We start from the raw sequence: 26,078 nt of genomic DNA, 5'->3' as shown, positions 1-26,078 counted from the left end.
GAGCCCATCCTGAATTCTGTGTAACTGCAATTTAGATTAAATGCTTACTAACACGCTCATCGAACATAATCATAAATCGATTAAGAGCAGACGTCCAGTTACGGATGGGCATCGACCACTTTTTAGACGCCTGCTGAGTCGCTAGATAAACAACCTTTAACGCCGCTTGATCAGATGGGAATATCTTACGCTTATTCACAGCGGTACGAATCACGCTATTTAATGACTCGATAGCATTGGTCGTATAAATGGCTTTTCTAATGTCTTTCGGGTAATCAAAGAACACGGTTAAGCCCTCCCAATTATTGCGCCAAGAGGTAACCACATGCGGGTATTTATCGCCCCAGATCTCATTAAACTGCTCAAGGCTAGCCTCTGCCAGCTCAAGCGTATCAGCACCATAAACCGCCTTTAAACCAGCCGCTACTTTTTTTCTATCTTTCCATGGTACAAACTTCATAGAGTAACGTACCATATGCACAATACATAGCTGAACCTGTGTGTTTGGATATACCGTATTAATTGCCTCGCTAAAGCCTTTTAAACCATCCACACAGGCAATAAGAATATCTTGAACCCCACGGTTTTGTAGTTCAGTGAGAATACCTAGCCAGAACTTAGCGCCTTCATTCTCCGATAGCCACATACCCAGTAGCTCCTTTTTGCCCTCAAGATTGACGCCTAAGGCCAGATAGATGGCTTTATTAATGATTTGCTTGTCTTGACGTACTTTAACGACAATGCAGTCTAAATATACGATAGGATATAAGCTACTTAGTGGACGATTCTGCCATGCTGTGATGTCATCTATGATGTTGTCAGTAACCCTTGATACGAGACTGGTTGAGATATCAACGTCATAGATATCTTTGATACTCTCAACAATCTCAGTGGTTGTCTGGCCTTTGGCGTAAAACATGATGATTTTATCATCGAGCCCAGTGATACGAGTTTGATGCTTTGCAACCAATACAGGATCAAAGCTTCCTTCACGGTCTCTGGGTGTAGATACTTCAATCTCACCTGTGTCACTGCGCACTGTCTTTTTGGTGTGACCGTTGCGCTTGTTTGGGGTATCCGCCTTTTCATGCTTAGGATAGCCTAGATGCTCTTCCATCTCGGCTTCTAATGCAGTGTCAATAAATGACTGCATGAGCTCTTTTTGAAATGCTTTGATGTCTTCAAAGCTGCCAACGTGTTTGGCCATTTGTTCGGCTAGTTTTTTTAGTTCTGTTTGTTTTGTCATTGCTTATTCTCCTTTACTATGGATTATAAGCAGTTACACAAAGTTTGGGAAAGTCTCTTTATTTTAGTAGCATGAAGAGACTTATTTGCTTTAAACAGTTATTTAAGTTAATCATCTAATGTAGTTACCTATAAAGTAGTTACCTATCAATGCCCCCTAACCATATGTTAGAGGGCATTTTAGTTAGCAGGCAGTTAGTAGACATTTAGTTCAAACCCCTTTTCTATCCTTCTATACTCTATCCCTCTATACTCTATGTCTGCTATAACTATACCTACTATTATTATGCCTGTTATAATGAGCCTATTGAGTAATAAACTTTTTACATTATCAAACCTACTCCTAATTTTATTCCTAATTAATGAATAATCATATCCCACCAGATGAATCTAAAGCATCTAAACCGCCTCAGCGCAAAATAATCCATCTAGATATGGATGCATTTTATGCCAGTGTCGAACAGCGTGATTTTCCTGATCTGCGTGGTAAACCCTTAGTAGTAGGTGGAGATCCTAATGGACGCGGCGTAGTCGCTGCTGCCAGTTATGAAATACGCAAGTTTGGCGTCCGCTCTGCCATGTCATGTTATGAAGCGAAAAAACGCTGTCCTGAAGCGTTATTCGTACGCCCCCGATTTGATGTTTATCGACAAGTCAGTCAGCAGATTCGAGCAATTATGTTAAGCCTAACCGATCTAGTAGAGCCTTTGTCACTAGATGAGGCTTATCTAGATGTCTCAGGTATAAAAGAGCATCATGGATCAGCAACTTTAATGGCTAACTGGCTGCGTGAACAGATATATAATGAGACGCATCTTAGAGCCTCAGCAGGGGTCTCGTTTAGTAAGATGTTGGCAAAGATAGCCTCTGATATTAATAAACCTAACGGTATTGCAGTCATTACGCCTAAGCAAGCAGATGACTTTATTGCCAGTTTGCCCATCGAGCGTTTTCACGGTATCGGTAAAGCCACTGCTAGACGTTTGCACGAAATGGGGATTTATACAGGAGCAGACTTAAAAGCTCAGCCAGTTGAGGCGCTCGTGCAAGAATTTGGTAAACGTGGTCGCTTCTATTCGGAAATCGCACATGGCAACGACACTCGTCCGGTAAAGGCAGAACGTAAGCACAAATCAGTAGGTAGTGAGACCACCTTTCGCGATAATATTAGTGATACCGAAAGTTTACTGGTGCAAATTTTTGAGCAGAATGCTGATGCTTTTTCTGACCTTGTTGCCAAAGAACGTTTAGGTCACACCATTACATTGAAGATCAAATATTCTGATTTTCATCAAATAACTCGCTCTCACACTTTACATACGCCCTTTCCAACCGCTGAATCAGCTCATTATTGGTTACGAAAACTGCTTGATGATGTGCCCCGTCACTTACCGATTCGTTTAGTAGGTGTCACTTATTCAAACCTAACTACCCCTGATTCTATCAACACTCAGCCAGATTTGTTTGGCCTGTAGTTCAGGTAAAATAATTTATTTCTGTTAAACTGTTATCCACTTTAAGCAAGCAATATTTTGCACCTATCCTATTCTATCCTCTCACTAACACAGTTATAGTTACTTATGAGCCAATCAAACCATACCTCTGACCCTGTAGAACCAAATAACGCCCGTAATGACGATAATATTACCGATCACTATTTAAGTGTGGAAGATTATGATTATGATCTGCCAGATGATTACATCGCTCGCTATCCTTTAGATCAGCGTAGTGCATCTCGGCTCATGTATGTGCCAGCACAACAAACCAGTCAGTTTGAGATTCAAGACAAACAGTTTGCCCAATTGCCTGAGTTACTAAATGCCGGCGATCTTATCGTTTATAATGATACCAAAGTAATGAAAGCGCGCCTATTTGGTCAAAAAGATACGGGCGGTAAAGTCGAGGTTTTGGTTGAACGTTTAACCGCTGAAGAGCAGTTTGCTAAAGATGCAGCGGGACAAAACCATATCAATGTGGCACTGTGTCATGTACGTGCCAGCAAGGCCCCTAAACTTGGTCAGACTTTACTTTTAGCAAATGGCGATATCGAATGCCAGATGATAGGCCGTCATAAGAATCTATTTATTTTAAGTTTTAAAAACCCAATACTTCCTGACTTAGAACAGTATGGTGAACTGCCTATTCCGCCCTACTTTGAGCGTCATGCGGATGAAACCGATAACGTACGCTACCAAACTGTGTTTCATGACCCAGCTAAGATGGCTAGTGTCGCAGCCCCGACCGCTAGCTTACATTTTGATGATAAAGTCTTTGATAAGCTTGCGACTAAAGGTATTAATATTGCTTATGTGACTTTGCATGTCGGCGCAGGTACTTTTGCTCCTGTTAAGACTGACAACTTACTTAATCATACCATGCACAGTGAATATGCCAATCTGCCGCAGAATACGGCTGACTTAATTAACCAAACCCATAAAAATGGCAATAAGGTCATCGCTATCGGTACGACAGTCACTCGCGTCTTGGAAACCGCTTATCAAAAAACCGCTGATGAAAACGGAAATATCTCGTCTTGGGTAGGAGATACTGATATCTTTATTTATCCAGGCTTCAAATTTGGCGTGATTGATACCTTACTGACCAACTTTCACTTACCTAAGTCTACCCTATTAATGCTCGTCTCTGCTTTTGCTGGTAAAAAAAATATTGAGCAAGCCTACCAACACGCTATTGAGCAAAAATATCGTTTCTTTAGTTATGGGGATGCTATGCTATTAGAGCGTAATCATAACTGGCTTAAAAAGCAGGGCTTGTAAGAGGTGTTATTTGTCCCAATTATAGGGCAAAGTGTTAAATAAGAGAGAGATATGCATACCATTATCCCTATTAATTCTTCTGCAAATAAAGCTGAAAAATACGAGCTATTAATTAAACAAGCTGAAGCTATATTAAGCAGCGAAAGTGATTTAATTGCTAATATGGCTAATCTGACAGCATTGCTAAAAGAGACATTCGGATGGTTTTGGATTGGTTTTTATCGGGTTGATAAAACCTCTGATCAGCTAATCCTTGGTCCATTTCAGGGATCTTTAGCTTGTACGCGTATTAATAATGGTAAAGGCGTTTGCGGGGAAGTTTGGGCATCAAAATCAACCCAGATCGTCTCTGATGTCAATACCCATCCCAATCATATTGCTTGCTCCCCACTATCTCAGTCTGAAATTGTAATCCCTATTAAAGACACCTCAAATGAGGTCATTGCTGTACTCGATATAGATTCTGATCAATTAGCAACTTTCGATCAGATGGACGCTGGGTATTTAGAAAAATTGGTCGGGTTACTTTAATAAGTAATTAGTTCTTTACGTCTGTTTTTATGTCCGAAGTAAAGAAGACAGAGCTCTTGGCTCTGCCTTCTTGGTATTTACTGAGGTTTGACTATTTAAGCTCAAGGGGTGGTACATCCTGACCTCGTTTGTGATAAAAGTCTGCTACGAAGTCATCAAATCTATCTTCATCAATCGCATCGCGAATACCCTGCATTAACCGCTGATAATAGCGAAGATTGTGGATGGTAGCCAATTGAGCACCCAGCATTTCTTTACACTTATTAAGATGATACAAATAAGCGCGGCTAAAGTTTTCACAGCAGTAGCAATCGCATTCTGGGTCAAGTGGACCCTGATCTTCGCGGTATTGACTGTTGCGGATACGAACGATACCTTGGTTGTCTTCATTACCCGTTACAAAGTAATGACCATTTCGTGCATTACGCGTCGGCATCACACAGTCAAACATATCTACACCGCGGCGCACGGCTTCTAAAATATCTTCAGGCTTGCCCACACCCATTAAGTAGCGAGGTTTATCTGCTGGCATCAGCTCTGGCATATAATCCAAAACTTCAATCATCTCATCTTTTGGTTCACCGACTGATAATCCGCCAATAGCATACCCATCAAAACCTATATCTAGCAAGCCCTCCATTGATTGACGGCGTAAGTCTTGGTACATACTACCTTGGACAATACCAAATAAAGCATTGGTGTTGCTAAGCTTTTTGTGTTCATCCACACAGCGCTGACCCCAACGTAAGGATAGCTCCAGAGATTTTTGTGCCTCACTAAAGGTAGCTGGATAAGGGGTACATTCATCGAACTGCATGACGATATCAGAGTTTAACGAATACTGGATTTGCATAGACTTTTCGGGTGATAAAAAAACTTTAGCGCCATCAATTGGTGATTTGAACGCGACACCTTCTTCGGTAATCTTACGCATAGCGCCAAGGCTAAATACTTGGAATCCACCAGAATCAGTTAAAATAGGCTTATTCCAATTCATAAACTGATGCAGACCGCCAAATTTGTCAATGATTTGCGTACCTGGACGTAACCATAAATGAAAAGTATTGCCCAAAATAATATCGGCTCCAATAGCTTCGATATCTCGTGGTAGCATACCTTTGACAGTGCCATAAGTGCCTACTGGCATGAATGCTGGGGTTCTAATTTCGCCATGAGCTACAGAAACAGTACCTCGACGTGCGCGTGATTCACCCGTCGCAGTTTTGTGTAAAGTGAATTGCATAGAATTAACTCAGAATATCTTATTAATAAATAGACTTATCATTATACCACTACCAAGATTTAAACAGAATGTTATTCCCCTAGCCACCTACTCACTTATCCCTTTATTATTTTATCCATACTCATATCTAGGCTGTTTTTTACATTCTTGACAAAAAATTTTAAAAACTGGATAAGTTTTTTAAAAATTTAGTAGCAATCCAACGTGTACTTTGGTATAAAAGCAGTAGCACTTTTACAAACTAGATACATTTTATGGTTCAATTTTTATTTAGAAATATAATAAGAACAGTTCTCATAATCTAAATAGAAGAGTCAATTCATTGTCCAATTATCTGTAACGACTATTATAGTCGACTGATATTGAGCACAAAAGCGGTGTTAAATGTTACAGGGATAAGAATTGTTATGGCACGGCACTCAAAGCTACGTACACAATTAGCAGTTGCTTCTGTAGGCATGTCAATATTATTGGTCGCGCAATCTAGCAATGCGGCGACTATTGGGCAAACTCACATTCATTCTGCTCAAAATGAGCCGCTTCTAGCCAGCATTGATATCAGCGATATCAATCCAAAAGACTTTTCAGTCAGTATTGCCAGTAGCTCTATATATCAACAAATGGGGCTCGATGATGACACCCCTATCAAAGTTGAGTTTGTTCAAAAATCTGCGCGCAGTGGTGCGTTGGTTCTTACTTCTAGTGACTCAATATCTGAGCCTTTTGCCGATGTTGTGCTCGTTGTTAATAATAAAGGGCTTACCAAATCCGTTCCAAAAACATTACTACTGCCGCTAGATAATACAAACCGTCCAGTAAAAACTTTTGCTGACATTAGCACGCCGATATTTAACGCCTCTTCATTAAAGGCTTCTAATCCGTCTAAGTCTACGCACGTTAAATCTAGTCATAATAAAACTAGCACCTTTAAAACTAGCTCTATTAAAACAAGTCGATCTAAATCTAAAGCGTCACAGCCGGTACAAGTTCGCTCCCCTTTATTTAACTCACCGTCTTACAGCACCTATCAAACTGACAACCTTATTCAGGCGGACGACTTTAAGCCGCTTACTGTGTCTAAGCATATTAAGCCGCCCTCATTATTTAATCAGTCATCAACTGATAAGATAACCTCAGGCTTTTTAAATCTGCCAGTTATGGTAAGCAGATCTGTTGAAGTGCGTCCATTAAAAATTAGAACGTCAACGCCGAACCGTAAGACAAGTTCAGCTGATACAATTTTAGCTGCTAATGTTGTAGTACGTTCACATCCTACAAAACATCCAAAGCCTTCTGAGCGCGCCGAACACTCAGAAATTTCAAATGATGTAGCTCTACAAGTAAATAACACGGCGCCTATCGGCAACCACTCTTTTAGTGCTGATTCAGACTCTAATCAGCACCATCAAAGCGCTAGTATTAACAACATTATTAGCAGCGCTTCGAACAACGCTTCCAACAACGCTACGAAAAGCGATCTGGTAAATGTTGTCATGCCAATAAGCGTGTCAACCCATAATATTGCGTTTCTGAAAGCTGATGAAAGTAGTCATAGTCCTTTTGAAAATAACTCAGTTGTTAACATAGCTGATGACAATCTATCAGCTAGCGGATATCAACCTTTAGCTATATCAGCTCAAAAGCCGCCTTCATTATTTGATGATAGTATTCAATTTGATGAGTATACCCATTCTTCAAGCCCCGTGCTAATGGCAAGCATTGAATCGGTCATAGTAGATAATGAAGAGGTAAATAATGGACAGGATACACAAGCATTTGAACCGCTAATAGTCCGCTCTAAAGCGCCTCCACCTTTATTTAATATTACAGAAGATATAGATGTAACCCCACCGCTTAATGATGTTTTAGATAATAACGATGATGTATTATTAGCAGTCAATAAGTCAGTAAATGGTGATGACTATTTTGCTTCTTCTGATTCGCTAAGTTTATCTACAATTGACCCCTTAGCACAAGTTAAGGTTGCCAATTCAGCGCTGCAAGACTTATATGAGCCTTCTTCAAATTTAGAAAATTTAAACTCGGATGTAGAGATAGCGGCGACACGGTTTGAATCAGAACCAATACTTGTCGTAACTGAAAAGCGCACTGTTTTAAATTTAGAGGGCGATTATCCTATTGAGGAAGACACATCGATAATAACCGTGCGACAGCCTAATAGTATTGAAGCCATTTTAAATTCTGTGAACGATGATTCTGCTATAACCAGTGACCAAGATGAGGTGCTCATAAGCTCAAACAAAAATATCACTGAAATAACTCAATTACCTACGTCCATGGCTTTAGAAGCCTCACTTTCTAGTCCAATCTATCATTTCTAGTCACAATCAGTCACAATCGAATTATGGCTTTATACCTAATAGATTGATCCATAAATGATTGATATTAAATAGACTGATACCGAATAGATTGACTAGTGCTAGTCTAAATACTGCAAAAATTACGTATCTTTGCTAATCTATAACCATTTATAAGATTATGTTAATGTATTATAGTTTGCATAGGGTCATGTATTCGATCTGAATCGTACTAAATTAGTTCTAAACACTGTCATTAGTTTTAAACGCTATATAAATTGACGCTTCATTCAAAAAACTTTCAAATCGTCTGCTATAGTAACCTTATATAATCGTTACCATTATATGAGACGAGGGATTACATATGTCTATAAGAGTTATAACCTTTATTGTTTTGATTGCTCTACTTGCACTATTAGTATTCATAATGCTGCGAAATAACCGATCAATACGTAAAGATGAAGACTTACTTCTCTCGCCTTCGGCACCCACGCGCCCACCCAAACAAGAAATCAATTATCTTGAAAGTGCTCAAGAGATGATTGAGCAGCAGCGCTATGATGATGCCATTCTTGAATTAAAAATAGGGGCGCGTAAACAACCTGATAATGACGCCATTACGCTTAAATTACTAAAAGTATATGCGCTGGTTAAAAAACCGCATGAGTTTAATACGCTTTACAAACGTTTGATTGTCCATTCAAATCCTGAAATAGTAAAAGAAGCCAATCTAATAAAGGATATGATAGATGAAGAGAATCGACTGTCTTCACCAAATTCTTTAACCTCCGACTCCTCCGATATACCTTCTACGCCTTCTATTCATTACACACATGCTGATTCAACTAATATTGAAAGTGCAGATAGCATAGATAGTACTTATATAGATAGTACAGATAGTATAGATAGAGATAGTACAGATAACTTATCATCTTCCTTAGATGGGAAACATGATGACATAGCTGATACTGCTAATTTCACTGATAACGTTCATACTAAGCAGCCTATCGCAAACACTGACCCTTCTCTTCAAAGTCGTGATGATGATATTGATTGGCAGATACACACCAATGACTCAGATCAAGCGCGCAATAACTATCAGCATCAAGATCAAAACGATGAACAAAATTTATCAAGTGAAGATGCGGCTGAGTTTGATTTAGCGGAACTCGAGAAAAGCTTGGAAGAGACTACTTTGGAGGGCCCTATAGAACAAGATATAGGTAATACAGATCTTGAAAACTTAGAGTTTAATTGGGATGACGATTCTGAGACGCTCGATGCGACTGATACGCAGTTCGCTGTTTCGGAGACAACTGATAGCTCAGACACCAACGATATAATTGTAGATGAAACAGACTTAAAAGAAACAGATTTACTAAAATCGGTTACAGAGAATACGGCACAGGTAGAAGATATAAGTAAGCCTGACGACAATGATATAGAATTTGATAGCCTTGAATCAGAAACCCTTGAATTAGATCATTCTAAGACAGCTAGCTATGATGCCGATAATATAAAGTTAGAGAGCACTGACGCCATAACAAGTGTAGACGATACTGCTTTAGATCCTCAAGCAGAACAAATTGATTCAACTGACTTTGATACCTTATCAGAATTAGACGAGCTTGATTCAGAAGATATTGAAGACGAAATAACTTCCGATGCGTCAGAATCTCCGGTAGAGCTTGAAGATAGTGCTGTTGATATTACTAATGATATGCCAACGTTTGATGGTGTAAAAGATATTGACAGCTCGCAATTGACTTTGGATTTAGCGGAGCAGTATTTAGAAGTAGGAGAATATGATGGTGCTAAACGTTTGGTAAAAGAAGTTATTGAAGGTAAAGCTACGGATGCACAAAAAGAAACAGCCAAAAAGATTTTAGATAGCTTGTATTAGCCATCCAACAATTCTGAGGGTTATTACTGTCTATCTATTGTTAAGGTGATTAAGGCATCAAAGAAATTATACTCATCATTTAGATAGAAGGTCTATACTTAAAGACGCTATACTTAGACATGGACAGGCAATTCAATTATCATAATATATACTCATAAGGTATGAAGCTTAGGCCTCATACCTTTTTTTATTTGAATCGCTTTGTTTCTTTAAATAGAGCGGTATAATGCATTATTTAAATTCAGAAACAACCTACCAATAGATCAAATTATGACCAATAAAGATTCACGCTTAATAAATACGTTAGCCGATCAAGGTAATCCTAATAAGATAAAGCTTATTTATGCTGGAGGTACTTTTGGAAGCTATGGTAAACCTTTAACAACGCTACCTGCTGACACCTTCTTACCCCTTTTAATAGATAAAATCCATCAAAATTTAAATACGAATATAGAGTCGATTGCAAATGACTGTGTAAAGGACAGTAGCCAACTCAATCCTGTTGATTTCACCCATTTTTTTAAACTAATATTAGATCAATATGCAGAAGGACATCGTCAATTTGTTCTCATAACTGGGACAGACACCTTAAGTTATTTGGGTGCGTTCTTAGCAGAAGCCTTTGCAGGTTCAGATATCTGTATTGTCTTAACTGCCAGTATGCGTCCACTGTTCGACGCCAATGATATCTATGATTACAAGATTGATCCTAATAGTGACGCTTGGGGTAATTTATCCGAAGCAGTTGGACTAGCAACCTATGGGGAACCAGGTGTCATCATCACATTCTCAGGTGAAACCTGGCCTGCCCAAACGGTGCAGAAAATTCATAGTCATGACCTAATGGCGTTTACCGGTCATAGCCGTGCAGGCTATCCAGCCAATTCTTATACCAAAATCCTACCAGCTGCACGGCGTGAAAACTGGATTGAAGATACTCAAGAGAAATTGACTCAAATAAGTACTGCATCAGAGTCAATAGTTATACCGACACTCTATTGCGTCCCAAATGATGTCGAGTGGTTAAACACTCAACTTAGTACATTGTTAGATGTATCTCCAACAGGTATTATTCTATTAGGATTTGGTACGGGAAATATTCCTTACAGCGAGACTGTGGCGCAAACTATGGATACTTTATATCAACGTGGCCATATATTAGTCTGTTCCACTCAGTGCCCTTACGGGGGTGTGAATGACGCTTATGCAGCAGGTAGTTGGCAATATGATCACCATGTACTGTCTGCGGGTCGTCTGACAATTGCTGCGGTATATGCTCGATTGTTATGGCTTCATTTAGCCTTCGATACCCCAGCACGTAGGCGTCAACGCTGGACTTATAGTGTAGGGAAGGTATAGCTCATAAAAGCTAGTATTAATTTAGACTCATCGATAGGAGTCTGCTGCATCGCGTAATATGATAATTGGTAGTCATTTTTTAACAAGTAGGTCAAATGAATAATGAATTCTGATGTTTTTTCAAATAGATCTAATGACTTTCAACCTGACAGTCAGGCTGACCCCCAAACTAAAACCTACGCTTTAGGTATTGAGTTTGTTGGATCAAATTATCGAGGATGGCAAAGACAACAAGAAGTACTGTGCGTACAACAAGTGGTGGAAGAAGCCATAAGCAAGATCGCTAACGAAAAAGTCGAAGTCGTTGCAGCTGGGCGAACCGATGCTGGCGTGCATGGAGGAAACATGATAGCGCACTTTAAAACGAGTGCAGATCGCGGGATTTATAACTGGTTACGTGGTACTAATAGTATATTACCAGGTGATATCGCCATACGCTGGCTACAGCCAATGCCACATGATTTTCACGCTAGATTTAATGCTATAGCACGTCGTTACCGATACATCACCTTAAATCAACCTCAGCGTCCGGCCATGCTGAATCATATGGTGACACATATTCATGAACCTTTGAACGTTACAAACATGCAAAAAGCTGCCGATTATATTCAAGGTACGCATGATTTTAGTAGTTTTAGGGCTGCCGCGTGTCAGTCGAATCAACCTATCCGAAACATTCACCATGCCAGATTGTTCGAGCACGGTCAGTTTTTAGTATTGGATATCAAAGCAGATGGCTTTTTACATCATATGGTAAGAAACTTGATGGGGACACTATATGCCATAGGTAAAGGCGAGATGGAAACCAGTGATTATTTAAGAATTTTGCATGCTAAAGATAGAACCATTGCACCCCCTACCGCTGCGCCTGATGGACTATACTTCATTAACGCCTATTATCCAGAGCCTTTGCAAGCATTGTTACCGCAACTGCCATTAACCCCTCAATGGTTAAATTTACCTAGCTAACTAACCTCTGCCTAACTGCTTAACTGTCTAACCCTAAATTGAACATTAAACTCTTATTTATCAAACAGCTTAAGAAATTAAATATACAATTGACACACATAGCATAATTTGCTTAAATCTTTAATTTTACGTATAATAATGACCTAAATTTTCATTCGTAACGGGTTAACCCAAATAATTATGGCAAAAAAAGACGATATTATTGAATTTGAAGGTGAAGTCATTGACACCCTTCCTAATACATTATTTAAAGTACGCCTTGAAAATGGGCATGAAATCATTGCTCATATCTCGGGTAAAATGCGTAAGCACTATATTCGTATCTTGACGGGTGATAAAGTTAAAGTTGAAATGACACCTTATGATTTATCAAAAGGTCGTATTACCTATCGTGGTAAGACTTAATATCTCTGATTTATTGTAAAGTAAATGGCCTATATATATGGCCAAATAAAACCGCTCCTTATAAAGAGCGGTTTTTTAGTTTTTAAGATCAATTTAATACCTTATCGTACCTATATATACCTTATCTGAATTCAACAGTTGCATTATCATCTATTGTACCCAATAATGCCAATGCATCCCAATTGGTCAGACGCACACAACCCGCTGACGCTTGACGACTGATACGTTCTGGATCAGGTGAGCCATGTATACCATACGAGGGTTTTGTTAATCCTATCCATACTAGTCCTACTGGGTTGTTAGGACCAGGCGGAATTATCACCTGTCCACCATTATTATCTGAATACGTATAGTTTGGCTCATGTACCTTAACTTCTACTTTATGCGTTCCAGAAGGTGACGGGGTGGCCGTACTACCGACGGTTGTCGGATAACTGGCAACCAATTTACCATAACTATCAAAAGCGAATAACGTTTGAGTATTCTTATCAGCTATTACTCGGCTAACTGCGGTTGTATTAGGATCGCCAGGGTTATATACAGTCAATGTTTCCCCTGCTGTGAAACTTGCATTAGGATTGAGCTCTTTTAGATACTTTAAACTCATATGAAATTTTTCAGCGATAGCCTCTGGCACACTTTCATAATACATTCCTTCAAGGTTGCCTTTCGCTTGGGCTCCTGCTGGTATATTTGTGGTTTTAATATTCACATCTGAGTTCTTGAGCGTATAATTTACCAATACTGGCTGCTCTGCAATGCTGCTATTACTATTTAACGCATCCCATGTTTCTTGGTTTAAGTTATTAGTCTGCTGTAGCCCATTAGCCTTTTGGAACGCTTGCATTGCTTTTCGTGTATTTTTCCCCCAATACCCATCAATAGCGCCGACGCCATGATTATTCCAGTTAAGCAAAGCTTGTAACTTTGTTCCGACCGTACGATTAATATCCTCACCTGCTTTCCATGAGCTATTATTAACTTTTTGTGCTGTTTCAGATAGATTGTTGGTGGAATACTTGATGGTAGGCAATATATCATTTAGCGTTGTACTGACAGAGTCACTGCCTTCAATTTTTTGGCTAATCCCGCCTTGTGCAGTAGCCAACCCGGATAGTAAAGCCGCGCATGCAAACGCAAGTGTCTTTTTAGCTAAATGTTTTTTAAAATTATGTGCTTTATGAATATGTGACTGATATTGGTTGTATATATTATTAATAGACATTCAATTTTCCTCAAGGTTACTATATTTATTGGCGCTTAAAGCTAATTATATAATTATATGTTTCGTTATATTTTAAATGTATATTAACTTGAAAGGCTTTCTTAGATAAATTGTACAAGCGTAAAGCTATGCTAACTTATGTACCTCATCTTTGTATTTAATTATAATTACATAACTGCGTTATCTATAACCAATCATGTGATACAAAAAGGTCGGAATATAGCTAATATTCCGACCTTATCAATTGTAGATACCACAGTTCGGTTAAATTTAAGATAGCCGACTTTTACATTAGATAGCTGTTAATTTAGACAATACCGCTTCACCCATTTGTGTGCAGCCGACTAGATTCAAACCGGACTCATCTTCATCCATGATGTCTGCAGTACGTAGGCCATCATCAAGAACATCGCTGACCGCTTGTTCTATAGCTAATGCAGAATCTTCATGCTTAAAGGTATAACGCAACATCATAGCAACCGATAAAATTGTTGCTAAAGGATTAGCTTTATCTTGTCCTGCTATATCTGGCGCACTGCCATGGCAAGGTTCGTACATGCCTTTTCCTTGCTCATCTAAACTGGCTGATGGCAACATTCCAATAGAGCCTGTTAACATTGCAGCCTCATCAGATAAGATATCGCCGAACATATTACCCGTCACCATAACGTCAAATTGTTTCGGATTATTTACAAGCTGCATACAGGCGTTATCGGCATACATATGACTGAGCGCCACATCGCTATATTCAGCTTCCTGAAGCTTAATCATTGTCTGCTTCCAAAGCTCAGTAACTTCTAGCACATTGGCTTTGTCAATTGAACAGACTTTTGCAGGTAAGCCTTTGGCTTTAGCACGTACTTTCGCTAAATTAAAAGCCACTTTACCAATACGCTCAATCTCAGAGGTCTTGTAAACCATGGTGTTGTAGCCTTGCTGCTCACCATTATCAAGTGTACGAATGCCGCGCGGCTCGCCAAAATATATTCCACCCGTCAACTCACGCACAATCAATAAGTCAAGACCTGATATAACCTCAGGCTTTAGACTTGAGGCATTCACTAGCTGCGGATATAACTTAGCAACACGTAAGTTTGCAAACAGTCCTAATGCGCTACGAATTTGTAATAACCCGCGCTCAGGACGGATACTACGTTCAATTCCATCCCATTTTGGTCCACCAACTGCGCCTAATAATATGGCATCTGCTGCTACCGCTTTCTCAAGCGTATCCTCTGGTAAGGGCACACCCGCTCTATCAATAGCAGCGCCGCCCAAATCCCCTTCTTCAAGCGTCAAGCCTAACTCAAATTTATCATTCACAGCTTTAAGTACATTCACGGCTTGAGTCATGATTTCAGGGCCAATGCCATCGCCTGCTAAAGTTAATACGGTCGCCATATAGTGTTTTCCTAATTTATCGTTTTAAGTTTGATATTTATTTCAGCTAATTATGATCGGGTTCAGCTTATTAAGAGTTAGTTTAAGCCTTCACGTCGTTGAAAATCCAAGGTGTTTTTTGTTTCATTTTCTCTTCATACGCTCTAATAGCGTCTTCTTGTTGCAAAGTCAGACCTATATCATCAAGACCATTAAGCAAACAGTGCTTGCGAAACTCGTCGACTTCGAATGGAAATTCCTTACCTTCAGGAGTCACTACAACTTGACGCTCAAGGTCAGCGGTTAATTCATAGCCTTCATTTGCAAAGCACGCTTCAAATAATTCATCTACTTGTTCTTCAGGTAAAACAATAGGTAACATGCCATTTTTGAAGCAGTTGTTATAAAAAATATCTGCAAAACTTGGTGCAATCACAGTACGAAACCCATATTCTGATAAAGCCCAAGGTGCATGTTCACGACTTGATCCACAGCCAAAGTTATGGCGAGCCAATAATATTATCGCATCTTTGTAACGGGGTTTATTTAATACAAAGTCTGGGTTGATAGGACGTTTGCTTTGATCTTGTCCCCCATTTATAGAAGGTACACCTTCATCTAAATAGCGCCAATCATCAAATAAGTTAACGCCAAATCCAGTACGTTTAATAGATTTTAAAAATTGCTTTGGGATAATTTGGTCAGTATCGACGTTTGAGCGATCAAGTGGACAAACAATACCTGTTTGGGTGTTATAAGCTTGCATAATATTTCCTTTTAAATATTCTTTATTAGCTATGGGATTAAAACGTTCTAACATCCACAAAGTGACCCGCTAATGCTGCTGCCGCTGCCATCGCAGGACTTACCAAATGGGTACGACCGCCATTGCCTTGACGACCTTCAAAGTTACGGTTGGAGGTAGAGGCACAGTGCTCACCTGGCTCAAGCTTGTCAGCATTCATTGCCAAACACATAGAGCAGCCAGGCTCGCGCCATTCAAAGCCCGCCTCAACAAACACCTTATCTAAACCCTCTTCTTCAGCTTGCTGTTTAACTTGTCCAGACCCTGCGACTACTATCGCCTCTTTTACATTATCTGCCACAGTACGACCTTTTATGACTGAGGCGGCAGAACGTAAATCTTCGATACGAGAATTGGTGCAAGAGCCGATAAAGATTCGGTCTAGGTTAATATCAGTAATCGCTTGATCCGGTTTAAGACCCATATACTCATAAGCGCGCTCCCACGCCTCACGCTGAACGTCGTCTTGAGCATCCGCTAAAGTGGGTATATGGTCAGTCACATCGATCACCATTTCAGGTGACGTGCCCCAAGAGACTTGCGGTGCAATATGATTACCATCTATTTCAACCACAGCATCAAAATCAGCACCAGCATCGCTATGCAGTGTATGCCAATATTCTACCGCCTGCTCCCATTGTCCACCTTTTGGCGCATAGGGACGGCCCTTTACATATTCAATTGTCGTATTATCGACGGCTACCATTCCCACGCGCGCGCCTGCCTCAATTGCCATATTACAGACGGTCATGCGCCCCTCCATGCTCATATTCTCGAATACGTCGCCTGCAAATTCGATGGCATAACCGGTACCACCTGCCGTACCTATTTTGGCAATGATAGCTAATACCACATCTTTAGCAGTAACACCTTCACCAAGCGTACCATCCACTCGAATAAGCATGTTTTTTGACTTTTTTTGAACCAAACACTGCGTTGCTAAAACATGCTCAACTTCTGAGGTACCAATACCATGCGCAAGACAACCCAATGCGCCGTGAGTTGCAGTATGTGAGTCTCCGCACACCACGGTCATACCCGGCAATACAAGTCCTTGCTCTGGACCAACAACATGGACAATACCTTGACGGTCATCATTTATGGTAAATTCTGCAATATCGAATTTGGCACAGTTATCATCTAACGTTTTCACCTGTAAGCGTGAAACTTGATCTTTAATACCGCTAACCCCTTCTAATCTTTCTTTGCGCACTGTTGGCACATTGTGATCAGGCGTGGCTATATTAGCTGATAAACGCCATGGTTCACGATTTGCCAAAGCCAAACCTTCAAATGCTTGCGGGCTTGTGACTTCATGCAGCAAATGACGATCGATATATATAAGGCTTGATCCATCATCTCGTTGGGTGACCAAATGGGCATCCCACAATTTGTCATAAAGGGTTTTGGCTGTATTTATTGGCGATGCTATTGACATGAAAACTGTCCTTACTGGCTTATAAATTTAGGGAGTAAAGCGTATTATATTCAGAATTGAACGAATATATGTGATTTAAATTAAGCTTATATTATTGACTATTTAACTATTGTGATTATAACATTTAAGTAATATAATAATAATTGATGATTTTTATAAACTAGCAAACTTTATATTATATGTCATTATTTATACCTATTATAAATACTAATTTCCTCATAGGAAGATTATGAATACTACGAATTTGATAACCTTTATTACGGTGATGCAAACGGGCAGCATATCTGGCGCTGCTGAGAAGCTTTTTATAACTCAGCCAGCGGTTAGCAAACGTATTAAGAATTTAGAAGATGAATTTAAGGTTACCTTATTTGATACTTTAGGACGTGGTATTGTTCCTACTGCAGCGGCAAATGAGCTACTACCGCATGCAAAAAGATGGTTAGATGATTATGATAATTTCAAGATTAATATTCAAAACTCTCAGCAAACGATATCTGGAAAATTAGTAATTGGTACGAGTCATCATATTGGACTGCACCATTTGCCACCCGTCTTAAAGCAGTTTATCCAAACCTACCCCTCCGTACAGTTAGAAGTTCACTTTGTGGATTCAGAAACTGCGCATAAATCTGTACTAGATGGCGAGTTGTCTCTGGCATTTTTGACCCTGCCGCCTGTATATGACAAACGCTTAACTTACTACACTCTATGGTCAGACCCCCTATTCTTCGTCACAGGTACATTGTCGAGTCTTGCACATAAAAATAAAGTTACTTTGGAGCAGTTGGCCCACTATTCAGCAATATTACCAGCAGCAAATACATTTACCAGCCAAATTACGCTCGCTGAGTTTGCCAAACAGAATCTTAAACCTTATGCCACAATGACTACAAATCCATTAGAATCTATTCGTATGTTAGTCTCTGTGGGATTAGGGTGGTCAGTATTACCCCAAACCTTGATCAACCAAGAGCTTGCCTGTATTGATATGGCAGATGATGAGCTTGAGCTTCAACGCCATCTAGGTGTAGTGATAAATCCAAGTCTTACTCGCTCGGCAAGCGTGGAAGCATTAATGCAGATGCTTGCGCCCATCAATCAGTTTAATGCACCAGTCGATAAAGAATAATTGTTTTTAGTAGTCGTTTACAATGATCTTTTTAAATGTCTGTTTTTAATAATCATGTCTAATAATGCCATTCGTAATTAAGCCTAACTTCCTATATAATGCTACCATATTGCCAAAAGTTAATAGAATGTAACTTGCCATATAGAGTTTAAAATCTATCTCATTTTGTTAAAGGTTAGGACTACTAATTAACGCTATTAAATCTCATTAACTTTTGTTGATACATTTTATCATCCTAATTAACCATTATGATAATCGCTACATAATGGTTTTTTTGTGTTTATAAATTATCATAAGGATTACTTTATGAATGGAGTATCTACTGGAGTTTTAATTTCTCTTGGCCTCTATTTCCTACTAATGATTGGTATTGGTATTTGGGCCTACTTTAAAGCCTCTAACGATTCGTCGGGTTATATGCTCGGTGGTCGAAACCTAAGTCCTGGTGTGGCTGCATTGTCTGCAGGCGCATCAGATATGTCTGGCTGGTTATTACTTGGATTACCAGGATATATGTATAGTTCCGGTGTGGTTAGCATTTGGATTGCATTGGGTCTTACCATTGGGGCATTCGCAAACTATCTATTGGTAGCACCCAGACTAAGGGTTTATACAGAAATCGCTGATAATGCCATTACCCTACCAGATTATTTCGCCAACCGTTTTGAAGACAAGTCTCACTTGCTAAGAGTGATATCTGCATTGGTTATTATATTATTTTTCACCGTATATACAGCAGCCAGTTTGGCCGGTGGAGGTAAGCTATTTGATAGTGCTTTAGGCATGTCCTATTCTTCAGGTCTATGGGTCACAGCGGGTGTTGTTGTTATCTATACACTATTTGGTGGCTTTTTAGCAGTATCTACGACCGACTTTGTGCAAGGTATTATCATGCTTTTTGCAATGATAATCGTGCCTATCGTTGCTTTTACTGACCTTGGTGGCATATCTAAAACTACAAATGCTTTACGTAATATCGACCCAAGCTTATTAGATATATTTAGTGGTATGAGCTTTGTAGGTATTATCTCGCTTATGGCATGGGGTTTGGGTTATTTTGGTCAGCCTCACATTATTGTGCGTTTTATGGCCATTCGCTCTGTTAAAGATGTTCCAACGGCACGACGTATCGGTATGAGCTGGATGATTGTGAGTCTGATTGGTGCGCTACTAACAGGGTTTGCAGGCCGCGCTTATGTTCAAAAAACGTCAATGACTTTAGATGATCCGGAAACCATATTTTTAGTATTTACTAACTTTTTGTTCCATCCTCTAGTTTCTGGATTTTTACTCGCAGCAATTTTGGCAGCGATTATGAGCACAATCTCCTCCCAGTTACTTGTCGTATCCAGCTCTCTAACTCGTGACGTCTATAAGCTATTTTTTGATAAAGAAGCGTCAGAAGCACGTCAGGTTTTTGTCGGTCGTATCTCAGTGGTTTTAGTAGCAGTTGTGGCTATATTTTTGGCCCGAGACCCTGGCAGCTCTGTTCTATCCTTGGTTTCTAATGCATGGGCAGGATTTGGTGCCGCATTTGGACCGCTGGTTATCATCAGTTTAATGTGGCGACGTATGAACCGTAATGGTGCCTTAGCAGGTATGTTAGTTGGCGCACTCACGGTTATCGCTTGGATTTATGGTGGATTTGAGACTGCTAATGGTGTTGCATTAAATGATTGGTTGTATGCCATCATTCCAGGCTTTATTTTAAGCTCCATTGCTATTGTGATAGTGAGTTTGGCAACACCAGAACCAAGTCCTCATATACAAGCTAGATTTAAAGAAATGGAAACGAATCTATAGTTTTAATAGTAAAATTCATTTTGTTAGGTATCGTTTTATTTAATACGCTTTGTTCAATATCTTTTTATTAAACAGTAATGTATTAAAGGTTACTGGATATAGTTAACAAATCATTAAGCTGTAGAAATTTCAAGTTATAGACTATTGAGTTATATACTTCTAAGTTATCAAAATACCACGCAAATGTGCGTGGTATTTTTTTGCATGTATATCTTAATATTATGAGTATATCTTACGATTATTATTATCTATATAGCATTAACTTGTTAAATTACCATCATATTAAGACCAGCATTAAAACGTTTTAGTCAGCAATATGGTTGCGCTTTTATCATCACGGTCATCATAATACTTAAAGTTACTGCTTGTTTTTTCATAGTCTAGAACCAATCGTGGTGTTAGACCAAGTACGGTCAAATCACGTTTCCATACTTGAATATCAATTGAAGCTGTTTTGTCTTCACGACTGATATCGTTCCCCTCTATCCTATAGGTTCTATAGAAAAACTCTGCAATATCATCAGAAGGCTTATCATAATCTTTGATAGCGTAGCTGACAGACGTTAATGTAGAAATTCCTTTAGTCCACTCCCTACCCCACCCTGCATTGACCGAATTACGGTCATAGCTTAAAAAACTGGTCTTATCGACATCGTTATCGTAGCGCCCAACACCGCCGTAAAAATATTCATTGGCATCTTTAAGATATAGTGCATTTAATCCCAAAAATAAGCCATCTGCCTCACGAAGATCGTCGTCATCATCGTCTATGGTTTCATTAGAATACATCGTAGATGCTGTCAATTTCAATTTAGGCTTGATCCATTTTGACCCGCTAATGGTCACTCCTTTTCGCCAGCTATAAGGATCTTCATCATAAAAGCGCTTCGTCACAAATGGCGTGGCTGATACATCAATCTTCGCATCATCATAACCTACCCCAGCAGATGCCGTTACAAGATAATCATTATAATCGCTATTGTCCCAGTAACCTTTTAACGAGACATTACTACCAGCAGTCGCATAGAAGTTTTTATCCAAATTAATGCGCTTTTTAGCACTTGCGGAGACTTGAACGCCCTTACCTGATTCAGGTTCGACAGTGGTCCCGTATAAGGATTCAATCGAACTTTCAGGAACCCCATTTAGATTGTCGTCTTGGATGTAGCTTAATGACGCATTGAATCGCCATTCTTCTTGCTGATCAATACGCGTAATTAAACGATCGACACTGTTTAAAACAGGCTGAGGTATATCTGCAGCTTTTAGTTTTTGCAACTGGTCACGTGCTGAGGCGTATTGTTTGTCTGCATACAAGGCTTGAGCCATGTTAAGACGAACGGGGTGAAAATCTGGATTATTAACAAGCATCTTTTTATAGATAGATATCGCTTTTTTATTTTCTCCCTGACTACGGTATACCAATGCATCTGCAAAATTAATGAGCATGGGATCATTCGTTTGCAGGGCTTTGTAGTGAGGAAGTAAGGCACTTACAGTGGCCATATCTTGAGCCGCTATAGCAGAATTTAAAAACTGAGTAAACGCTACAGGATCAGCTTTAAGCGCATTTAAATCGTAACCTAGCGCAGATTTTAGTTTTTGACGTTCATCCAAGGCTTTCTGAGCTTCTATATCTGATACTTTTGCGCTTGGAACGTAGGTGCCTGGAATGAGGTTCTGACGTTCACGCTTAATTAATTCTTCTGCTTGATCAGTATTTGCTTGAGTGTCTTCAATAAAATTTGAAGGGATATCATCGATATTATCCGCTGCCGCAAGTGCATTGGATGAATAAACGGCACCGTAAATAACGACTGTTTTTGTAAGCGTCTTTAATAGATGTGATTGCGACATAGTTTTCCCTAACTTAATTCCTGAATAATAATATTCAGCGTCCATTTTTATATACTGTCGTGTGTATTATACCTAGCCTAGGTAGGAAGTGAATTATTTAAATTTGAATAAATATATTACACTATTTAAAAAGTATAAGTATAAGATATTACTAAATTTTAGTAGTTGTTACTTGGTTTTTAGTAGTGATTATTAAATCCTGAGTATAAAAAAGCGCCCTAAGGCGCTTTTGTTGTTTAGCTATATTATAAAGTGTCTTAATTTATGAGCTCATTGACTTATTGCTTAGTAGCGCCAAACGTACCTTGGAAGGTGGTACCGGTGCCAGCACCTGTACCTGAGCCGCCTTTAGTTTGATTCTCTTGATAAATACCTCCTAAGAATTGAGCATCTTCACCAAAGAAACCACCTGAGGTATGTACTGAATTGGCTACATTATCATTAGCAAACGTATTACCAGTTATGCTAGCTTCGATACCAATTTGATTCCCCTGTGGCATATATTCATAATTACCCTCTGGGAATAACAATGTACCTTCAAGTTTTGAATTGATAAAGTCTACACTAAATTCTGATGAACCATTAAGTACAGGAGACATTGCAGTACCATCAAGTAAATGAATATTCTCAACGTATGTGGCATCACCTTGATATGCGACTAGTCCATCATTGATGTTGTTATTCACATTGTATTGAGCAAGGGCTTTCATGTAGTCCATATCTTCTTGAGCAGTAGCTTTACCTATAGCATAGACATTAGCATATCTAGACTTAATACCTGCAGCAAATCCTTCTTTGCGAAGATTACCGTACACATGCCCAATTTGCATGACTTCATTAAAATTCTTATACACTGAATTATAATCGACTTTTAATTCAATCTTACCAACTGGCGAATCGGCATTTTGAATAGCATCGGTATTCTGTGAATTTGATTTATAAAAACCATTTACGGCATCTATATCATCTGATCTTACAGTGGTTAGAACGACAGATTCTTCAAACTGTTCAGGTTTAACAGTATCTAAACGAGCATCAAACTTAGTAAAGTCTTTGAAATTTTGAATGCTGTCTTTTTCTTTTAGTATAGGCATTGTTTCGCCATTTTCATCTGTACCCGTTGCTGTAAAGTACTGTTTATCATTTACAAATTGACGGTATCCGATACGTTCCTCTGTTCCTAACCCTTCTTCACTGCTTAAAGTATTACTCATAAACCCACCGATATCTTCATTAGCAGGAGCAGTAGGATTTAAGGGTTCAACAGTAGGATCTATTGGATCAACTGGCTCAGTAGGCTCTGGTTCTGGTTTTACTCTTTCAGCACCATAGGTACCTTCAGCGTCATTTCCAGAATATACCCCACCTAATAGATCTGCACCACTACCATAGAAGCCGCCTGAGGTTTTAATACCATTAACATTACCAGCAAACTTATTACCTGAAATCGTAGCGCCAATCGTAATATCGTCGCTTGAGTCAAATTTAAGCTGACCATCAACTGACTTATTGACGAAGTCAACATTAAAGTTTGATTGACCATTTACATCAACAGTATCTCCATTTTTATAGGTAGCGACACCTGAATATTGGGCTTTACCGTTTTCAGTCTCTTTACCATCAGCAAGCTTTTGAATATCTGCTATGTTAGTAGCATTACCTTGAACATACGTAGTTGCAAGCTCATCTCTATCGTAAGAACGTCTCACCTTGCCATAGACATGACCAATTTGCATTTCATTATCAAAGTTATTATAAACTGACGTATAGTTGAAAGTACTTTGGACTGGTGTATTTACAGCATTTTTACCTAATACAGCAACTGACCCATTACTTTGGGTAAAGCCATTACCAACATCCGTGGCATTTTCTGCGTCAAGATTTACAACAATAGGAGAGCGTACTATATTCTCATCTAATTCGTTAGTGCGAAGTACTAACTGATCATAACCTCCTGAGAAATTTTCGCCTTCGAAACTCTTATCATCATATCCGGTATTTTGAACACCTGATAATGATGAGTCAGCAGCAACAAATTGATTTGCCAACTCTTCGGCTGCATCTGCACGAGCCTGAGCTTCCTGTGCAGCTAACTCAGCGGCTTCTTTCGCCTGTAATGCTTCATCTTTAGCCTCTTCAGCTGCATTTGCTGTTTGCTGAGCAGCTGTAGTAGCTGCATTGGCGGCTTCTACTTCTTCATTAGCCGTTTCAACTAATGCTTGAGCAGCTTCTACACGTGCATCAGCTTCTGCCTTAGCTTCACCAATGGCGAGCTCAGCTGCTGCTTTCTCGGCCTCAAGCGCTTGTTCTGCCGCTACTTTAGCTTCTAATGCTGCTTGTTCTGACTGTTGTGCGGTTTGAGCAGCTTGCTCGGCTGCTGCTTGAGCTTCTCTAGCCGCTTGTTCTGCTGCTTCTGCTGCTGCTGCTCGTTCTAATGCGGCTGCAAGTCCTCCATCTCCACCTTCGCCTGCATTGGCTAAGGCGTCTTCAGCTCTAGCCAAGGCTTCTTGGGCTCTAATCGCGTCGGCTTGTGCCTGCTCTGCTGCTGCTTGCGCCGCTTCTGCTTTGGCTTGTTCGGCTGCTACTGCTGCTTGCGCCGCTTCTGCTTGCTCTTGTGCTGCTGTCGCGGCTGCTTCTGCTGCGGTTTGGGTGTCTGATTTAGCACCGTAGGTACCTTGAGCGCCATTGCCCTCATAGATACCACCGATGTACTGAGCGTCACCACCATAGAAACTACCTTCGGTTGCATAACCACTATTGGCTTCTGCAGAACCTGAGACCTGGTTACCGTTGATACCTGCTGTTAGACTAATATCACCTGCATTATCAAAGCTTAAGGTGCCATCAAGCGTCTTCGCGACAAAGTCTGCGGTAAATACTGATGATCCAAATTCAATAGCATTGCCTATGCCAAGCATGCGATACGTCGCATCACCGGTATAACCTGCTGTCCCTTCTGTTGGTACATTCGCCTCTTGTGTCGCATTACCTATGACTGCAATACCATCTACTGGAATTTCAGTACCTTGCAAACTTGCTGCGCCATCAATATGACCGATACGCATATCATCGCCATAGTCTTTATAAACAGATGTGTACTCTAATGGTAAGTCACCTAAAGCAGTCGGGATGATTGTATTGTCGGTATGACTCTTGAACCCATTCGCAAGATTAGTATCTCCATCACCTGATATATTAACGTCAACCTTTGGAAGAAGATCATTTGAAGCGATATCAGCTCTAGCAATAACATTGTCTTGTCCAATTTCAAAATCACGTGTAGTAACCACGAAATCTTCTAGACCAGCGACTGATGTACCCACATTAATAGATTGCACACCAGATTTATCAGCTTCTGGATCATTCTTAATCTGTGCGGCTGTCTGTGCTTCTTGTGCCTCTGTCGTGGCTTGATTCGCTGACGCTATTTGTTCTTCCGCGGCTTGCTGTGCTGCTGCTGCTACCTGCTCGGCTGCTGCTTGGTCTGCTTGCGCCGCTTCTAGAGCTGCTTGACGACGCTCTACTTCTGCTTGTAGGGCGTCTGTGTTACCGCCGCCTGCTAGAGCATCTGCTAAGGCTTGTTCTGCTGCTTCAAGCGCTTCTTGCGCCGCTACTAGTTGTTCTTTAGCTTGCGCCGCTTCGTTTGCCGCGGCGTCCGCTTTCGCTTTTTCTGCTGCCGCTTGTTCTT

General features: G+C 39.9%; 18 protein-coding genes. 10 read left to right on the top strand and 8 right to left on the bottom strand.

Going from position 1 to position 26,078, the window contains the following annotated elements; all coding sequences use genetic code 11:
• Positions 1–31: 31 nt before the first annotated feature.
• Entirely contained in the window at positions 32–1,246 is a 1,215-nt protein-coding gene (locus AC2SLP_RS10985) for an IS256 family transposase (protein ID WP_486535535.1), read from the bottom strand.
• A 361-nt stretch (positions 1,247–1,607) separates the two neighbouring features.
• Here AC2SLP_RS10985 and dinB point away from each other — a divergent pair, with 361 nt between their 5' ends.
• The 3 genes from dinB (at position 1,608) to AC2SLP_RS10970 (ending at position 4,553) form a co-directional block, all read left to right on the top strand.
• The gene (gene dinB / locus AC2SLP_RS10980) at positions 1,608–2,720 is read left to right on the top strand and encodes a DNA polymerase IV (protein ID WP_486536706.1); all 1,113 of its coding nucleotides are present in this window, start codon (positions 1,608–1,610) and stop codon (positions 2,718–2,720) included.
• 105 nt (positions 2,721–2,825) lie between these two features.
• Positions 2,826–4,022 carry a tRNA preQ1(34) S-adenosylmethionine ribosyltransferase-isomerase QueA gene (queA, locus tag AC2SLP_RS10975; RefSeq protein ID WP_486536705.1) on the top strand — a complete coding sequence of 399 codons (1,197 nt, stop codon included), beginning with the start codon at positions 2,826–2,828 and terminating at the stop codon, positions 4,020–4,022.
• 51 nt (positions 4,023–4,073) lie between these two features.
• The gene (locus tag AC2SLP_RS10970; RefSeq protein WP_486536704.1) at positions 4,074–4,553 is read left to right on the top strand and encodes a GAF domain-containing protein; all 480 of its coding nucleotides are present in this window, start codon (positions 4,074–4,076) and stop codon (positions 4,551–4,553) included.
• Positions 4,554–4,644: 91 nt separating this feature from the next.
• Here AC2SLP_RS10970 and tgt read toward each other — a convergent pair whose 3' ends face one another.
• The gene (gene tgt, locus AC2SLP_RS10965) at positions 4,645–5,796 is read right to left on the bottom strand and encodes a tRNA guanosine(34) transglycosylase Tgt (RefSeq protein ID WP_486536703.1); all 1,152 of its coding nucleotides are present in this window, start codon (positions 5,794–5,796) and stop codon (positions 4,645–4,647) included.
• Positions 5,797–6,203: 407 nt separating this feature from the next.
• On the opposite strand from tgt, the gene AC2SLP_RS10960 reads away from it, so the two are divergent.
• The 5 genes from AC2SLP_RS10960 (at position 6,204) to infA (ending at position 12,750) form a co-directional block, all read left to right on the top strand.
• Positions 6,204–8,138, top strand: a complete 1,935-nt coding sequence (locus tag AC2SLP_RS10960) for a type IV pilus assembly protein FimV (protein ID WP_486536702.1) — start codon at positions 6,204–6,206, stop codon at positions 8,136–8,138.
• Positions 8,139–8,478: 340 nt separating this feature from the next.
• Positions 8,479–10,017 carry a FimV/HubP family polar landmark protein gene (locus AC2SLP_RS10955; protein ID WP_486536701.1) on the top strand — a complete coding sequence of 513 codons (1,539 nt, stop codon included), beginning with the start codon at positions 8,479–8,481 and terminating at the stop codon, positions 10,015–10,017.
• Between the two features lie 270 nt (positions 10,018–10,287).
• Complete coding sequence (locus AC2SLP_RS10950) at positions 10,288–11,376, top strand: asparaginase (protein WP_486536700.1); 1,089 nt, start codon at positions 10,288–10,290, stop codon at positions 11,374–11,376.
• A gap of 102 nt (positions 11,377–11,478) precedes the next feature.
• Entirely contained in the window at positions 11,479–12,345 is an 867-nt protein-coding gene (gene truA / locus AC2SLP_RS10945; RefSeq protein WP_486536699.1) for a tRNA pseudouridine(38-40) synthase TruA, read from the top strand.
• A gap of 180 nt (positions 12,346–12,525) precedes the next feature.
• Complete coding sequence (infA, locus tag AC2SLP_RS10940) at positions 12,526–12,750, top strand: translation initiation factor IF-1 (RefSeq protein WP_007395612.1); 225 nt, start codon at positions 12,526–12,528, stop codon at positions 12,748–12,750.
• 121 nt (positions 12,751–12,871) lie between these two features.
• Here infA and AC2SLP_RS10935 read toward each other — a convergent pair whose 3' ends face one another.
• From AC2SLP_RS10935 to leuC, 4 genes are all read right to left on the bottom strand, one after another.
• On the bottom strand, positions 12,872–13,975 hold the full coding sequence (locus tag AC2SLP_RS10935; protein WP_486536698.1) for a L,D-transpeptidase family protein: 1,104 nt from the start codon (positions 13,973–13,975) through the stop codon (positions 12,872–12,874).
• Between the two features lie 291 nt (positions 13,976–14,266).
• Positions 14,267–15,376 (bottom strand): 3-isopropylmalate dehydrogenase, encoded by a 1,110-nt coding sequence (leuB, locus tag AC2SLP_RS10930; RefSeq protein ID WP_486536697.1) that lies wholly within the window; start codon positions 15,374–15,376, stop codon positions 14,267–14,269.
• 82 nt (positions 15,377–15,458) lie between these two features.
• Positions 15,459–16,121: a 3-isopropylmalate dehydratase small subunit gene (leuD, locus tag AC2SLP_RS10925; RefSeq protein ID WP_486536696.1), complete on the bottom strand. Its 663-nt coding sequence runs from the start codon at positions 16,119–16,121 to the stop codon at positions 15,459–15,461.
• A 37-nt stretch (positions 16,122–16,158) separates the two neighbouring features.
• Positions 16,159–17,598 (bottom strand): 3-isopropylmalate dehydratase large subunit, encoded by a 1,440-nt coding sequence (gene leuC / locus AC2SLP_RS10920; protein WP_486536695.1) that lies wholly within the window; start codon positions 17,596–17,598, stop codon positions 16,159–16,161.
• Positions 17,599–17,827: 229 nt separating this feature from the next.
• On the opposite strand from leuC, the gene AC2SLP_RS10915 reads away from it, so the two are divergent.
• Both AC2SLP_RS10915 and putP read left to right on the top strand, forming a co-directional pair.
• A complete protein-coding gene (locus tag AC2SLP_RS10915; protein ID WP_486536694.1) occupies positions 17,828–18,730 on the top strand; it encodes a LysR family transcriptional regulator in 903 nt (300 codons plus the stop codon).
• Between the two features lie 306 nt (positions 18,731–19,036).
• Positions 19,037–20,533 carry a sodium/proline symporter PutP gene (gene putP / locus AC2SLP_RS10910; RefSeq protein ID WP_486536693.1) on the top strand — a complete coding sequence of 499 codons (1,497 nt, stop codon included), beginning with the start codon at positions 19,037–19,039 and terminating at the stop codon, positions 20,531–20,533.
• 294 nt (positions 20,534–20,827) lie between these two features.
• On the opposite strand, the gene AC2SLP_RS10905 is transcribed toward putP, so the two are convergent.
• Both AC2SLP_RS10905 and AC2SLP_RS10900 read right to left on the bottom strand, forming a co-directional pair.
• Entirely contained in the window at positions 20,828–22,390 is a 1,563-nt protein-coding gene (locus tag AC2SLP_RS10905) for a surface lipoprotein assembly modifier (RefSeq protein ID WP_486536692.1), read from the bottom strand.
• Between the two features lie 278 nt (positions 22,391–22,668).
• Positions 22,669–26,078, bottom strand: a 3,410-nt coding sequence (locus tag AC2SLP_RS10900) for a transferrin-binding protein-like solute binding protein (RefSeq protein WP_486536691.1), incomplete at its 5' end; no start/stop codon positions are given.

The organism is Psychrobacter sp. CX21, from assembly GCF_057396255.1.
This window is presented reverse-complemented; position numbering and strand designations above follow the sequence as displayed.